This window comes from Ralstonia psammae (assembly GCF_958405935.1).
Lineage (GTDB): Bacteria > Pseudomonadota > Gammaproteobacteria > Burkholderiales > Burkholderiaceae > Ralstonia > Ralstonia psammae.
This window is the reverse complement of sequence record NZ_CATZBU010000001.1, coordinates 626,268-639,693: the sequence shown is the minus strand read 5'-3', so window position 1 is coordinate 639,693 and position 13,426 is coordinate 626,268. Positions and strand designations below refer to the sequence as shown.

Annotated in this window: 13 protein-coding genes and 1 pseudogene; 6 read left to right on the top strand and 8 right to left on the bottom strand. The window is 61.5% G+C overall.

Annotated features, from left to right (window positions below; genetic code table 11):
* Nucleotides 1-14 precede the first annotated feature (14 nt).
* The 4 genes and pseudogenes from R2N16_RS03130 (at nucleotide 15) to R2N16_RS03115 (ending at nucleotide 5,487) form a co-directional block, all read left to right on the top strand.
* Nucleotides 15-1,808, top strand: a complete 1,794-nt coding sequence (locus tag R2N16_RS03130; protein ID WP_102064290.1) for a methyl-accepting chemotaxis protein — start codon at nucleotides 15-17, stop codon at nucleotides 1,806-1,808.
* 770 nt (nucleotides 1,809-2,578) lie between these two features.
* Nucleotides 2,579-4,039, top strand: a complete 1,461-nt coding sequence (locus tag R2N16_RS03125; RefSeq protein WP_316664125.1) for an FAD-dependent monooxygenase — start codon at nucleotides 2,579-2,581, stop codon at nucleotides 4,037-4,039.
* A gap of 128 nt (nucleotides 4,040-4,167) precedes the next feature.
* Nucleotides 4,168-4,440, top strand: a complete 273-nt coding sequence (locus R2N16_RS03120) for a DUF1145 domain-containing protein (RefSeq protein ID WP_316664124.1) — start codon at nucleotides 4,168-4,170, stop codon at nucleotides 4,438-4,440.
* 98 nt (nucleotides 4,441-4,538) lie between these two features.
* Nucleotides 4,539-5,487: pseudogene (locus tag R2N16_RS03115) on the top strand (patatin-like phospholipase family protein).
* Between the two features lie 268 nt (nucleotides 5,488-5,755).
* Here R2N16_RS03115 and R2N16_RS03110 read toward each other — a convergent pair.
* Both R2N16_RS03110 and R2N16_RS03105 read right to left on the bottom strand, forming a co-directional pair.
* Nucleotides 5,756-6,109 (bottom strand): hypothetical protein, encoded by a 354-nt coding sequence (locus tag R2N16_RS03110; RefSeq protein ID WP_316664220.1) that lies wholly within the window; start codon nucleotides 6,107-6,109, stop codon nucleotides 5,756-5,758.
* A 121-nt stretch (nucleotides 6,110-6,230) separates the two neighbouring features.
* On the bottom strand, nucleotides 6,231-6,707 hold the full coding sequence (locus tag R2N16_RS03105; RefSeq protein ID WP_316664123.1) for a hemerythrin domain-containing protein: 477 nt from the start codon (nucleotides 6,705-6,707) through the stop codon (nucleotides 6,231-6,233).
* A 196-nt stretch (nucleotides 6,708-6,903) separates the two neighbouring features.
* On the opposite strand from R2N16_RS03105, the gene R2N16_RS03100 reads away from it, so the two are divergent.
* Both R2N16_RS03100 and R2N16_RS03095 read left to right on the top strand, forming a co-directional pair.
* A complete protein-coding gene (locus R2N16_RS03100; protein ID WP_316664122.1) occupies nucleotides 6,904-7,374 on the top strand; it encodes a PRC-barrel domain-containing protein in 471 nt (156 codons plus the stop codon).
* Between the two features lie 62 nt (nucleotides 7,375-7,436).
* Nucleotides 7,437-7,625, top strand: a complete 189-nt coding sequence (locus R2N16_RS03095; protein ID WP_316664121.1) for a hypothetical protein — start codon at nucleotides 7,437-7,439, stop codon at nucleotides 7,623-7,625.
* Nucleotides 7,626-7,943: 318 nt separating this feature from the next.
* Here the strand turns inward: R2N16_RS03095 and R2N16_RS03090 are convergent, their stop codons facing one another.
* The 6 genes from R2N16_RS03090 to R2N16_RS03065 all read right to left on the bottom strand — a co-directional run bounded on the left by R2N16_RS03090 (nucleotide 7,944) and on the right by R2N16_RS03065 (nucleotide 13,391).
* The gene (locus tag R2N16_RS03090) at nucleotides 7,944-8,264 is read right to left on the bottom strand and encodes a hypothetical protein (RefSeq protein WP_316664120.1); all 321 of its coding nucleotides are present in this window, start codon (nucleotides 8,262-8,264) and stop codon (nucleotides 7,944-7,946) included.
* Nucleotides 8,265-8,291: 27 nt separating this feature from the next.
* On the bottom strand, nucleotides 8,292-9,428 hold the full coding sequence (locus R2N16_RS03085) for an aminotransferase class V-fold PLP-dependent enzyme (RefSeq protein ID WP_316664119.1): 1,137 nt from the start codon (nucleotides 9,426-9,428) through the stop codon (nucleotides 8,292-8,294).
* Nucleotides 9,429-9,543: 115 nt separating this feature from the next.
* Nucleotides 9,544-10,857: an NAD(P)/FAD-dependent oxidoreductase gene (locus R2N16_RS03080; RefSeq protein ID WP_316664118.1), complete on the bottom strand. Its 1,314-nt coding sequence runs from the start codon at nucleotides 10,855-10,857 to the stop codon at nucleotides 9,544-9,546.
* 16 nt (nucleotides 10,858-10,873) lie between these two features.
* Nucleotides 10,874-11,071 (bottom strand): hypothetical protein, encoded by a 198-nt coding sequence (locus R2N16_RS03075; protein WP_316664117.1) that lies wholly within the window; start codon nucleotides 11,069-11,071, stop codon nucleotides 10,874-10,876.
* Nucleotides 11,068-12,078, bottom strand: a complete 1,011-nt coding sequence (locus tag R2N16_RS03070; RefSeq protein WP_316664116.1) for a glutamate cyclase domain-containing protein — start codon at nucleotides 12,076-12,078, stop codon at nucleotides 11,068-11,070. Before R2N16_RS03070 ends, R2N16_RS03075 begins: the two co-directional genes overlap by 4 nt.
* A gap of 2 nt (nucleotides 12,079-12,080) precedes the next feature.
* Nucleotides 12,081-13,391 carry a PLP-dependent aminotransferase family protein gene (locus R2N16_RS03065; RefSeq protein ID WP_316664114.1) on the bottom strand — a complete coding sequence of 437 codons (1,311 nt, stop codon included), beginning with the start codon at nucleotides 13,389-13,391 and terminating at the stop codon, nucleotides 12,081-12,083.
* Nucleotides 13,392-13,426: the final 35 nt, after the last annotated feature.

The following is a 13,426-nucleotide window of genomic DNA, read 5'->3' as shown; positions in this document are numbered from 1 at the left end:
GCATAGGCAATACGATGCTGTCATCCATCCGCGCACGGGTCGTCTGCGCTTGCGTTTCGCTTGTAGCGTTCTCCGTCGTCTCAACCACCGTAGCGAACTACACGACTGCGAAGGCGAACGACGAGGCTGCAATCGCGCACGATCTCACCACCTACGCCGACGACCATGCCAAAGCGATCGGCGATTGGATCGCCGCAAAGACACTGATGGTGTCATCGCTGCAGGACGCTGCACTGACAACGAACCCCGACCCCATGCTCAAGCAGATCGCCGTCGCAGGTGGGTTCTTTGACGTAGGCGTCGGCTACCCTGATCGCACAGCAAAATTCACTGACTGGCCAAACATTCCGGCGAGCTACGATCCAACCAGCCGCCCCTGGTACAAGGGAGCCGCGCAGGCCGGTAAATCTGTAGCCATTCCGTACGTGAGCACCAGCGGGCAGTTGCTAGTCGCGTTGGCCGTTCCGGTGATTCGCGATGGCATATTGAAGGCGGTGTTGGTAGGCGATGTGGCACTGGACAGCGTCGTTGAAAGCGTCAAGTCGATTCATCCGACGCCGGCGAGTTTTGGTGTACTGGTGGACCAAAGCGGCCGCGTGATCGCGCATCCCGACCCAAAACTGCGATTTAAACCCGTTTCCGACATTGCGCCCGATCTTGCCAAGGTCACCACGACATCGGGCAGTACAGGCAAGGTGCCGCTGCAGCTAACGGTAGACGGAAAGGCCAAGCTCGTGCGCGCTCAGGCCGTCGCGGGCACGGACTGGCACGTTGTGGTCAGCCTTGACAAGTCGGAGGCGACTGCTGGAATCCGTTCGCTATTGACCGCTTCATTGATATCGCTGGTCATCATCGTAGGTATCGCGACCGTCGTCTGCTTCGCCATTACAACGACGGTATTTCGCCGCCTTGCAGAGGTCTGTCATGCAATGGCGGCGATCGGTTCGGGCACGGGCGACTTGACACAGCGTTTGCCAGAAGGTGGCAAGGATGAAGTGGCGAACATTGCACGCTCTTTCAACCAGTTCGTCGCCAAACTTCAGACGGTGATATTAGGGATTCGTGGAACGAGCGAACTAGTACGTGCCGCAGCAAACGAGATCGCAGCGGCAAGCTATGATCTATCTTGCCGAACGGAATCGGCTGCCGCGAACCTGCAACAGACGGCCGCGTCGATGGACGAGATATCGGGCACGGTCGTTCAGTCGGGAGCAGCCGCGCGCGAGGCCGATGACCGATCAGCGACCGCGACACAGATCGCCTTGCAAGGGGGCGAAGCGATGTCGAACGTGGTTGGCACAATGACAACGATCGAGGAAGCATCCGACAGAATCGGCACGATCATCGGCGTGATCGATGGCATCGCCTTCCAGACGAATATCCTCGCCCTAAACGCCGCTGTGGAGGCAGCGCGCGCCGGCGAGCAAGGTCGCGGCTTTGCCGTCGTTGCACAGGAGGTCCGTAGCCTTGCGCATCGTAGCGCTCAAGCAGCTCGCGAAATCAAGCAGTTGGTGGAGTCTACTGTTGCAAGCGTCGCGGCGGGCGCTGCCCAGGTGCGCCAGGCGGGCGCCACGATGAGCGAGATTGTGACCAATGTCGCCCATGTCCAATCCATCGTCTCCGATATCGCTCGTTCAGCAAGTGGGCAGATGGCAGGCATTCAGGAGGTCAACCGGGCTGTCGCCCAGCTCGATGGGATGGTGCAGCAGAATGCTGCACTTGTGGAGGAATCCGCCGCTGCAGCGAGCGCATTGCAAGGCCAGGCTGCTGCGTTGGTCTCGGCGATTGGGCAATTCAAAGTTGACTAGCGGTCGCCGTCTGTCCGTACGAGTTCAAGGTATGGCGAGAAATGGCGCGCATTCGGCCGGACAGGCCAAGCGAATGTTGATTTGCACGGAATCTTGACTCAGGGGAGGTGCGGACAAAATCTTGGACTACCTGGAGGTAGAGTTCATGTATTCGTACGAGGACAGGATTCGCGCGGTCGAGCTCTACATCAAGCTCGGCAAGCGCGTCAGGGCAACCATTCGTCAGTTGGGATACCCGACCTTGGCGACTCAGCGGTACCAATCCTGGGACTGGATGAGGTGGATAGAATCGGCGCAGGTGACCAATGGCTTAGAGGGTGGACAAGCAACTGATCGACGATTAGCGCAACTTGATGGCGCTCGGTTGTCGTGGCCATCTGGCCAGAGGTGGGGCAAACATGTTTGTAACGCCCCACCGTGGACTGGATCGAAACTGATGCTTCAGGACAAACTTGCGTAATTATGGTGTCCAGCGTAACGCATTGATTCCGCTGCATTTCGTAGGGCAGACATAATTGCAACTCATCAACAGAAAAGGCCGTCCTTCGGGGCGGCCTTTTTTCGTTGGTGTGTGCCTTGCCAGGCAAGGCATCGCTCCACCGTTGCCTCAAGTATACCGAGGCCCCTGGGGCTTGCGGGAAGCCCCGCCGGCCGCAGTAGCATCGCCACCCATCTTGAAACCGACCGAAAGGAGGGTGAGATATGCGTGTGATGCCATGGACGTTTGGAGCGCGGTGGAGTGCCGTAGCGCTGCCGGCCGGAGGTGCCAAATGAGCGGGCATGCGGTGGTGATTGCCGGCGGTGGACCGACGGGGCTCATGCTGGCCGCCGAACTGGCGCTGGCCGGCATTGACGTCGCCATTGTCGAGCGCCGCGCCAATCAGGACGTCGTGGGCGTGCGTGCACTGGGGCTGCATTCGCGCTCGATCGAGGTGCTCGACCAGCGCGGTGTGGCCGAGCGGTTTGTCTCGCAGGGCAAGACCTATCCCGTCGTGCATTTCGGCGAGAACCCGCTCGACATCAGCGACTTTCCCACCCGGCACAACTATGTGCTCGGCCTGTGGCAGCACCACACCGAGCGCCTCCTGGCGCAGTGGGTGGGCGAGCTTGGCGTGCCGTTCTATCGCGAGCGTGAAGTGACCGGCTTCTTGCAGGACGACACGGGTGTCGACGTCACCCTGTCTGACGGCTCGGTGCTGCGGGCGCAATACCTCGTTGGATGCGATGGCGGACGCAGCGCCGTTCGCAAGGCGGCCGGCATTGAGTTTGCCGGCTGGGACGCAGCGACGAGCTGGCTGATCGCCGAGATTCAAACCACGCAAACGCCCCCCTTTGGTTTCCAATACGACGCCATCGGCAGGCACGCCATCGCGCCCATGGAAGATGGCAAATGGGTCCGCGTGGTTCTAACCGAGCGGCAACTCGGCGGCGACAACGCGCCCACGCTGCGCGACGTGAGCGAGGCGCTGACCGCCGTCTATGGCACCGACTTTGGTGCTCATTGCTCGAACTGGGTCTCTCGGTTCTCCGATCTGGCCCGCCAGGCCGTGGCCTACCGCGACAAACGCGTGCTGCTGGCAGGCGACGCTGCGCACGTGCATCCGCCCATGGGCGGACAGGGCCTGAACATGGGCATGCAGGACGCCGTGAATCTGGGCTGGAAGCTGGCGGAGGTCATCAAACGGACGGCGCCCCCGAGCCTGCTCGACAGCTACCACGCGGAGCGCCATCCCATTGCCGCCCGCATGCTGCGCAATACGCTGGCGCAGGTGGTGTTGCTTCGCCAGGACGAGCGCTCCAAGGCGCTGGGTGAGATCACGTCGGAGCTGTTTCGCATGGACGAGCCGCGCAGACGGCTCGTTGGGATGGTCTCGGCGCTCGACATTCGCTACGACCTCGGCGAGGGCCACCCGCTGCTCGGACGCCGCATGCCTGATCTCGACCTGAGCACCGCCGATGGCCCGGTGCGCGTCTTCCATCTGCTGCACGAGGCCCGCCCGGTGCTGCTCAACTTGAGCCCGACTGACGCGTTGGACATTGCGCCATGGGCCGATCGCGTGCGACGGGTCGACGCCCGCTATGCAGGAACGTGGGCGCTGCCGGTCATCGGCCCGGTGCCCGCGCCCGCCGCGGTGCTGATCCGCCCCGACGGTCATGTGGCGTGGGTCGGTGACGGAACGGCCCAGGGGTTGCAGCAAGCATTGCAGCGCTGGTTCGGCCCGGCGGCCTGACAGGTGCCCGGCCGCCGACATGGCCGGGTGGAGGGCGGCGTCTATCCAGGTGTTTGAAGCGGCCGGGGGACTGCGGTGGCCGGTATGCTGCAGGGCACCTGAATCCCCGACCCTCTGGAGACCCCGGCATGTTCAACGTCCTCTGCAAGCTCGTCCTGCTCGCCGTGTATGGTGTTGCGCTGGCCAGCTATGCCACGCCACTGCCGCTGTCGGCCGACGCCATCGGCTGGCTGCGCATCGTGGCTTTGGCGCTGCTGGCCGTGCATCTGCTGGAGGTGGTGTTGTGTTTCCGTAAGGTGGCGCTGCACAAGGGCCCGTTGCTCGACAGCGTGCTGCTGACCTTGCTGTTCGGCTTTCTGCACTGGAAGCCGATGGCCGACGCCGTACAGCGGACCCGCTGAGCGCAAGCAGCGAGGCATCACTGGCCGCCATCGTCGTACCGGCCTACTCTAGTTCCAATCGTCCAGAGCGGACTTCCTGCTGCAATGCGGCATCGATCATGGACAGAGCTGAGCGGACGGCGTTCGTCTTTGCCGGTGGTGGCAGTCTCGGTGCCATTGAAGCTGGCATGCTGCGCGAGTTGGTAGCCTCGGGCGTGGTGCCGGATATGGTGGTCGGTGCCTCGGCAGGCGCCATCAATGCCGCATTTTTTGCGTGCAACCCGCACGCCAAGGGCACAGCGCAGCTTGAAGCCCTGTGGCGCAGTGTGCGGCGCGCCGACGTGATGCCATGGTCATGGAGGGCGATGCTGGGCATGCTGGGCGGGCGCAGGGCGCATCTGGTGGATGCTTCGGGCCTGCAGCGCCTGCTGACGCGGCATTTCGCGCAGACTCTGCTGGAGGCGGCCACGCTGCCACTGCACGTTGTGGCCACCGACATGCGCACTGGCGCCGAGGTGGTGCTGTCTTCCGGCGCCATCGTGCCGGGGGGGGGGGGGGGGGGGGGGGGGGGGGGTGGTGGGTGCGGGCGCGTGGGGGGCGGGGGGGCCCCCCCCCCCCGCCATTCCGGGCGTGTATCCACCGGTGCGCATTGGGGATCGCCTGTTGATCGACGGGGGTGTCGCCAACAACACGCCCCTCTCTGCAGCCATCCGGTTGGGCGCCACCCGTGTTGTCGTATTGCCGGCGGGGTTTGCGTGTGCAGACCGTCGCGCCCCGCGCAGCGCCATCGAGCACGCGCTGAACGCCTTGTCACTGCTGGTCGCGCGTCAGCTTGTGCAAGACCTGGAGCGCTGGGCTGGGCAGGTGCCCATTGCCGTGGTGCCGCCGCTGTGCCCGCTCGATATTTCACCTTACGACTACACCCGATGCGCGGAGCTGATCGACCGCGCGGCTGCCGCCACCGCGGTATGGCTGGCAGCCGATGGTCTGGCGGGCACGGGGATACCGGGCGCGCTGCGTGAGCACCATCACGATGCGGCCCACGCCAGTTGCAGTGCCGAGGTTTGATGCCGCGGCAAAAGGCAGCGGTGCGATAGGGCAAGGCAATGAGGGGCAGCGCACTTCTCAGCGTGGCGTTGGGCATCTGGTGCCTGACCGCTTACAACCCGCGATGCCCCACGCTGTGGGTGTTCGCAGCAAGCACCACCGATTGAGACACGCAAGACAAGAAGATCAGTGAATCGTTGTAGTGTTTCTTTTGCCTCTTCTGGCCGCCATCCAGGCGCCATCCAGGCGCCATCCAAATCGACGTGGCTTGAGCACGACGCGTTCCGGTTCACTTCTTGTCCTTATGCCCCGGAAACAACGTCGACAACACCTGCCGTGCTGTCCCGCGCAGCACACCGCTCGCGTCCGGGTCGCTGCTCGCAAGCGCCGTTGCAAAATTACGTGCCTGTTTCAGCGTGACGTGTGGCAGCAGCGCACCCAGCTTCTGTGCGCTGTCGCCATCGAGGTTGATCTCCATCGGATAGCGCAGCCCGAGCTTGCCGGGGTCCAGGTCGATCTGTGCGCCGCGCGCCTGGCCTTCCTTGGGCAGGAATTCTGCATCAGGAAAACCGGAGCCCAGATGCCGCACCTGCGCCGGCATGCTGGCCTGGTGCACGAACGCGCCGGCCACGTTGCAAGGCACCGAACATGCCGTTGATGCCATCCCCGGGGTACCCAAAGATGCGCCGCACACCCCCGCGGCCGACGAGGAAGTCGCAAACGGTGGCTTGCATGGTGTGTCCAGTAGCAGGTGGTGGGGCGGGTCAGGTGGCGGTCTCGGCCCGCAGTGCCTCCTTGCGTGCGGTCATGTGCTCCTGCAGCGGTGCCAGGTCGACATGCTGATGGATCAGCTTCGGAAAGAGTTCGGTCTCCTCTTCTTCCACGTGGTGCGAGACGTACTCGGCCAACACGGTGAACTTGGCCGCGAACAGATCGTCGCCCGCGCCCATGCCGCTCAACTGCTGAATCAGATCCTTTGCGGTGGCATGCTCGACCACGGCTTCGTCGACGAGGTCCTTGAATGCTTCGCCGCCGTTGTCCCGTACGAACGGGTAGAACACTTCTTCTTCAAGCTGCGTGTGCACGGCCAACTTTTCACACGCCTCGCGCACGAGCTGCTCGCGGGTGTCTTTGTCTTTCTCTTGCTGGAATGTCTTGAAGAGTTTTTTTACCTCCCGGTGATCGTCCAGGAGCATTGACAGCACGGCGCGTTGCGCCACAGGGATTTCGGCTTTGTTCATGAGGCTCTCCGGTAAGGGGGGTTCCTGTTTTGATACGCCCTACCGTCGAGCAAGCGCCGTGCCGCACGCGTGTCTTTCGGGGCGATGCGTCGCAGGCAAGCTTCGTGCTGACAGGTTGACTGCGTGCGACAGACGCCGCGCATATGCGTGGCCGCCGCACATCATCCTGAATGCCAATTGATGGGAGGTAACTGCTATGCAAACCACGACAACCGGCACCCCGCTCGGCACCGGCACTGGCACTGGTATAGGAACCACCGCTGGCGTACGCATGCGCATCATCGGGCGCGCCGATACCGATTCAGCCGGCCCCGGCCCCGAACTGATGGCTGCAGATACGCTGGAGGGCGATCGCGTCGTCAACCTCAACGGGGAGGACATCGGCAAGATCACCGACATCATGCTCGACGTGCAGCGCGGCCGGGTCGCCTATGCGGTGATGTCAGTGGGCGGCTTCCTGGGCATCGGCGACAAGCTCTTTGCCGTGCCGTGGAGCGCCCTGTCCCTGGACATTGACCGCAAGTGCTTCGTGCTCGATGCCAACAAGGACCGCCTCGAGGCCGCTCCCGGCTTCCACAAGGACCACTGGCCCAAGATGGCCGACCCGATCTGGGCCCAGGCCGTGCACGAGTACTACGGCTCGCGTCCGTATTGGGAAGAGTACTGACAGCGCACAGGCACGCCGTACGCTCGCGTGCCGTCAGCCAATGCTTGAAACAGGAGGGCGTTATGGAGAAGGGCAAGAAAGAGAAGCATCCGCACGCACACAAGCGTGAGGAGTTGGTGGAAAAGGCTGTGGAAGACAGCTTCCCGGCCAGTGATCCGCCCGCTACGGGCGGCATCACGCGCGTGGTCGACAAGGACAAAGACGCGAACGCACACCAGGATAAGCGCACCCACAACGGCAAGCACCGGTAGCCGGTAGCCGGTAGCCGGTCGCCGGCACTGCCGCGCCCGCATCGCCATTGGCATGCGGGCGTTTTTTTATGCGATGTTGGCGTGTTACCGGTGCGCCAGGATGTTGACCACGTTGCCAAACGGATCGCGCACGTAAAAGCGGCTGTGCCGTTAAGCATAAGGTGGCCATTTGGACAGGTTATGGTTGTTTACCCGTTGGGCCACATTATGTTTTATCGAAAAACGGTGCTAGCCTGACCGGTTTTCCCTGCTCGCAGGGGGAACGATGGACGCAAAAAAGCCGGCCACTTGGCCGGCTTTTTCTTTGGTTTGAGGTGGTCAATCTGCCTCGATACGCGCTCTTGCGCCCTGGACTAGGCTGATAACGTTTCGCACGCTCCCGAGGACTTCTGGGGGTACTCGTTCCTTCACCTCTCGGAGGTTGATTGCCTTGCCCTGACTGACGATGTCCTGGCAGGCGACTTCGATGGCCTCACGCGCATTCGCAATACTGTGCTCACCACGGCGCCGCGTATATTGCCGCCAGCGCTCGGCTAGGATACGAGCCTCCTTGTTGGCACTCTGATAGAGCAGGCGCACGTCGACATCGAGGCGTCTGGCAGCCTCGGCCACGCTCACGGGAACCAACAACTTCCCCATAGCTGTCAGCTCTGAGCCCGCTCGTCTTTACTGCATGCGCGTGCGCAGCAACTCCAAAAGTGCGTCAACGTCGTTCTCGTTGTTGAAGAGCCCGAATGACACGCGAATGCCATCTCTCTCAGGTGACACTCGAACGTTGTGCGCTTCGAAGTACGGCAGCCAGTCGCGCGGTATCTTCATCACGTAGATGTGAGCACGGTGCTTTCGCTCTCGTGGTCCGGCAATTCCAATGCCAAGCTCATCGAGCCCTGCCAAAAGCCTATCGCCTAAGCGTAGGACGTGAGCCTCGACATTGTCTGCACCAACTTCGTCAATCATCGAAAGCGACGCCCCCAGGGCATGGATGTCCGGCAGATTGAAGTTGCCCAGTTCAAATCGGCCCGCGCCAGAGCGCAGTGTCAAATCGTCCGGACGGGCAATGAAATCCGCCGGAGGGTGCGCCAAGCCAGCAGTGGCGAGATACGCCGGCTGCAGCGCATCGAGGTCCTTGTCTACATACAAGAACCCAAGCCCCTGTGGGACGAGGAGGCCCTTGTGACACCCCGCAGCCAGCATTGAAACGCCCATTGCTTTCACATCCACGGGCAGAACGCCAACAGACTGCATTGCATCAACAACAAGATACAGGCCATGGCTTTTGCATAGAGCGCCAATAGAGGCGATGTCGTGCCGCTGACCTGCATGAAACGTGACGTGTGAGAGCGAGATGACTCGTGTCCGGCTGTCAATGTGAGGTGTGAAGGTATCCGCCGATGCAATGTCCGTCTCGAGTTTGATAAACCTGACGTCAATACCCTTCCGTTTGAGGTTCAGCCAAGCGTACGCGTTGTTTGGGTGGTCACCCTCAATCATCAGAACGTTGTCACCAGCCTTTAGGTCAATAGCGTTCGCTGCGATGTTCAGCCCTTCCGACGTGTTCTTCGTGTACGCAATCTCATCTGCACCCGCACCGATGAAGCGCGCCAGCCGTCCTCGGACAACTTCTATGCGTTCGAGCCAGACGGGTTTCGGACCTGCGGTCTCGTAGCCTTCGTCGAAGAAATGCTCAAGCGCTGCGCGCACTCGCGCGCATAGCGGAGTTTGGTGCGCTGAGTCCAAGTAGAGCATCCGGCTTGCAGCGGGAAACTGGGAGCGAATGGCCGTGTTGTCAAAGATTTTCGTCATGGAATTTTGAAGCCGATAGGCGGGACGTCAAAGCAAACCTGCTTACAGAAGACGCGGTGACGTTGAGACGGCACACCAAAACTCAGGGACGGCCGGGATGGCCGTGTACTCAACGCTAGTGAAGCTTCACGCGAGGCATTCCGACTCTCCGCAAGCCGTGGACGAGACAGTCAAGCAGCATCCGTCGCATCCCGGCAACCGTGGCGATGTGCTTCCTATAGAGGGAGGCGTACATGATTCGGGCAACGAGGCCCTCAACCAGGATGCTCCCCCCGATGATGCCGCCCATCAGACTGCCGACCGCCGATGCACCGCCCAGCGATACAAGCGAACCATGGTCGGTGTACTTGAACGCAGGCAACGGATTCCCTTCGATTCGCGCGCGCAGTGTTTTGGCGAGGAATGCTGCTTGCTGATGCGCCGCTTGCGCACGGGGCGGCACGAACCGGTCGCCCTTCCAAGTGCAACTGGCGCAGTCACCAAGCGCGAAGACGTTTTCGTCCGACTCGCTTTGCAGACTGCGTGTCACCTTCACCTGGTTGATACGATTCACCGCAATACCGTCAAGATTTGCCAAAAGCTCGGGCGCCTTGATGCCCGCAGCCCAGATGGTGATGTCCGCCGGCAGCAGTCGCCCGCTCTGGGTCCGCACATCCGCTTCGCCTACGTTGGTGACGGGGTCGCCAACAGAGACTTGAATGCCCAGTTTGCGTAGCAGATTCGTCGTAGCGGTTGCCACACGAAGGGAAAGGGCCGGGAGCAAACGAGGGCCTGCTTCGAGCAAGATGATGCTGATGTCTCGGCCTTGATTTGGCGAGTGCAGTCCGAACTGCCGGAACACCTTCTCCATACGGCGCAGCTCAGCAGAAAGCTCCACGCCTGTCGCCCCACCGCCGATGATTGCAACGTGCACACCTTGGCGAGCGGTGGATGTCGCTGCCTTCCCTTTCCTGATGCACGTCTGCAGGAGGCGGCGGCGCAGCTTTTCCGCCTGCTCCAACGTGTCCAGCGGAATCGCATTCTCCTGCGCTCCCGGCACGCCAAAGAAATTGGTCTGGCTGCCGAGCGCAAGTACCAGCGTGTCATATGCCAAGTCCCGCAACGGAAGAATCTCGTCACCGGAGTCAGCGTCAACGACAGGCGCAAGACGCAGCGTTTTCGCATTGCGGTCAAGCCCGACAAGCTCACCCTGAGAAAACTCGAAATGATGCCAATGCGCCTGGGCAGCGTACTCGATTTGATGAGCACTCGTGTCAAGACTGCCGGCGGCAACTTCATGGAGAAGTGGCTTCCAGACATGCGTCGGGCACCGGTCAACAAGCGTTATCTGAGCACGCGAGGATTTTCCTAAAGTGTCGCCGAGCCGTGTTGCCAGTTCCAATCCACCGGCGCCACCGCCGATAATCACAATGCGATGAGTCGTAGCCATCTGGGCACCCACGATGCTAGTTGTAGCCCAGGATGGCAATACCAGAAACGTCTGGGCGCTCCATCACATTCCCCGCCAATGCAGCTACTGGCATTTGCTGCAGCAGCGCGTACGCAGAGTGCGGTTTTTGCTTGGCGGTCTTTGCTCCGAAAGGAGATGGCTGGACGGGCTGCGAGGGCGCCACGTGCCAATAGGGATTGTCAGCGAAAGTCATTTGAACACCGGTTGGATGATGGTCGCAATCAGTTGGACGACTGCCAGATGCGTCGCCTCAGGAATGCCATCAACGTTGCCGTCGACAATGTTCGCGACAGAGTTGATGAGGCCCACGTCGACGCCACGACGCAGCAGCGTCTGCTCGAGGGCAGGCGTATGAGCAAGACCGGGCTTACCGAGGCGGGCAGCGAACGCTCCCGCGATTGCATAGCAACCCCAGTTCGAGCAGGCAGCAGTGACGAGGACATCAGTCCCGGTAACCGCGCCGATGCCGCGGCTTCCGTCCGGACGCGCGTCGCCGAATTTCACGTACTTCTTGACCGCGTCTGCGACAACGCCCATGCCGATTTCGTTGCCGCCGTCACCAACTGCGACAGTTGGGATACCTTGTGCAAGCGCCTCATCGAACATGAAGTCGATGCGGGCGCGCCCCATCCCGTAGTCAATACCGCGCATGCTGCAGTAGATGCCATCAGCGTTGCGGCCGACTCGCTCAGTCGAAAAGAACAGCGCAGGCTGGTACTTCGCAATCAAGGCCTTCGACGCCTCTTTGGCTGCGGTATCTTCAATGGGGAACGGCTCGACGCAGACGACGGCCAGGCTGCCATCATCGCGGGCAATCTTCGCTTGCTCGTAGGGCAGCACGGTAAGGCCCGCCGACGTAAGGATTGCCGACGTCGATTCAATCAACGTTTCTTCGACGAACGCTATGCACAGCGCCTTCTTCGCGATTGATAGCGCGCGAACGATGACCGCCAGGCCGGCGGGCCCATCGTTCTCCCCGATAGTTGGGGAAATCCAGGCGCGAGAGACCGAGCCTGTGGTCACGAAAACATTCGCCTTCTCGGGAATGGAAGCCAGCGCATCTGCAGCTGCCCCCACCAAGGCTTGCCCCTGGCGCTCGCGAGCCGCCTTGTAAAGGCCCTCCACACCGCGACCACCCAAATCCAGAGAAATCAGCGCGTCCAGACGTTCGTCGAATGCGGCGAAGCTTGCTTGCGACATCGTCATTTCCCAGTGATGATTTGCGACATGGCAGCACGGTCGTCAATGACCTTGGCTACCTTTTGTAGGGATGCGATAACGGCGTTGACCACGGCGTCAAAGCCCCCAACACGGCCGAGTGCGTCGAGTGTTGGCTTGAGTCGCAGCGAGACACGAGCCCCAGGTTGGCCATGTGTGTTGACGGTCAATACCCCGTGGTCTTGTAGAAGAACCATGCCCAGTGCGGACGTCGCTTCACACGGCACCACCACAGGCTTCGTGTTTTCCTTTCCAGCAAGTTTCAGCAGCACGCGGAGGACTGAATCCTCATCAACCATGGGACCCAAGTCGCTTCGTTGGACCACGTCTTTGCCGAGCGTCCGCGCAAGGACGGTGGCGAGCTCCTGCCCGGCCTCCGCTTCTTTACGGAGGTCATCAGGCTCGTACTTTTTCAATGAGCGCAGCACCGCCGCAGAGATTGGGGCACGTGCCTCCATGCCGAACTCTGCCCCCTTGGCTGCCGCTGCGGTAACCAACTCAGGGCGCCCCACGAGGATGCCGGCGCGAGGACCAGACAGGCCTGCCTTATCGCAGTTGGTAATCGAGATTTCGGCACCCAATTGCAAGCTCAGTTGCCCGCCGTGAAGTACCGTTCGAAGGCGCGCGCCGTATGCCTCGTCCAGGAATACTTTTGCACCAAAGGTATGTGCAAAGTGAATGACCTCGGTCGTCACTCCATCTTGGAGACGCTCCAGGCTACTGGTCACCGTGGTAATCACGACAAGCAGCGGCCGATGAGTCTTGATGGCGGATTGCCAGTCTTTGTCGCCTTGAACCTCGACCAACGTGACACCGGCAATCTTCGCGCCGCGAACAACCGAGGCATGTGAGCGTCCGCCGGGAGGTACGACAGAAACGACCGGCGCACCATCTGCCAATGCGGCAATCGTGGCGATGATGCCTGCGCTCGTTCGGTTGAACGTTGCAACCGCGTCGTCGCTCTTGCCGCCCATGTGTCCAATGGCGACCTGGCGCAGCTCCTCGGCCGCAAGTCCAGGGCCGACCCACTCTTCGCAGAGCGTCGCGATGTCCTCGGGCAAGATGGGGAAGTCGCGTTGATTCCCGGTGAACACGCCAATGGACTCTGCGCCGAGCAGCCTCACGCGCTGAGCCGCGATTTCCTGTCCCCGTCGCAGACGAAGAGCTTCATCGATGCTCGAGCGAATAATCGTGCCACGCGCAAAACCCACGGTGGGGTCGATGGGGTTTCCGAAACTGTCCGTATTGACTGCGGGCGTCTGGCTTTGCTTTTCTGCTAGCTTGACGGAACTCATGACGTGTACCTGCTATTAGCGATGCTGCCGCGACC

Coding starts and splice junctions, on each gene's coding strand:
- R2N16_RS03130 (WP_102064290.1), top strand. CDS start 15: ATGCTGTCATCCATCCGCGCACGGGTCGTCTGCGCTTGCGTTTCGCTT.
- R2N16_RS03125 (WP_316664125.1), top strand. CDS start 2,579: ATGAGCGGGCATGCGGTGGTGATTGCCGGCGGTGGACCGACGGGGCTC.
- R2N16_RS03120 (WP_316664124.1), top strand. CDS start 4,168: ATGTTCAACGTCCTCTGCAAGCTCGTCCTGCTCGCCGTGTATGGTGTT.
- R2N16_RS03105 (WP_316664123.1), bottom strand. CDS start 6,707: ATGAACAAAGCCGAAATCCCTGTGGCGCAACGCGCCGTGCTGTCAATG.
- R2N16_RS03100 (WP_316664122.1), top strand. CDS start 6,904: ATGCAAACCACGACAACCGGCACCCCGCTCGGCACCGGCACTGGCACT.
- R2N16_RS03095 (WP_316664121.1), top strand. CDS start 7,437: ATGGAGAAGGGCAAGAAAGAGAAGCATCCGCACGCACACAAGCGTGAG.
- R2N16_RS03090 (WP_316664120.1), bottom strand. CDS start 8,264: ATGGGGAAGTTGTTGGTTCCCGTGAGCGTGGCCGAGGCTGCCAGACGC.
- R2N16_RS03085 (WP_316664119.1), bottom strand. CDS start 9,428: ATGACGAAAATCTTTGACAACACGGCCATTCGCTCCCAGTTTCCCGCT.
- R2N16_RS03080 (WP_316664118.1), bottom strand. CDS start 10,857: ATGGCTACGACTCATCGCATTGTGATTATCGGCGGTGGCGCCGGTGGA.
- R2N16_RS03075 (WP_316664117.1), bottom strand. CDS start 11,071: ATGACTTTCGCTGACAATCCCTATTGGCACGTGGCGCCCTCGCAGCCC.
- R2N16_RS03070 (WP_316664116.1), bottom strand. CDS start 12,078: ATGTCGCAAGCAAGCTTCGCCGCATTCGACGAACGTCTGGACGCGCTG.
- R2N16_RS03065 (WP_316664114.1), bottom strand. CDS start 13,391: ATGAGTTCCGTCAAGCTAGCAGAAAAGCAAAGCCAGACGCCCGCAGTC.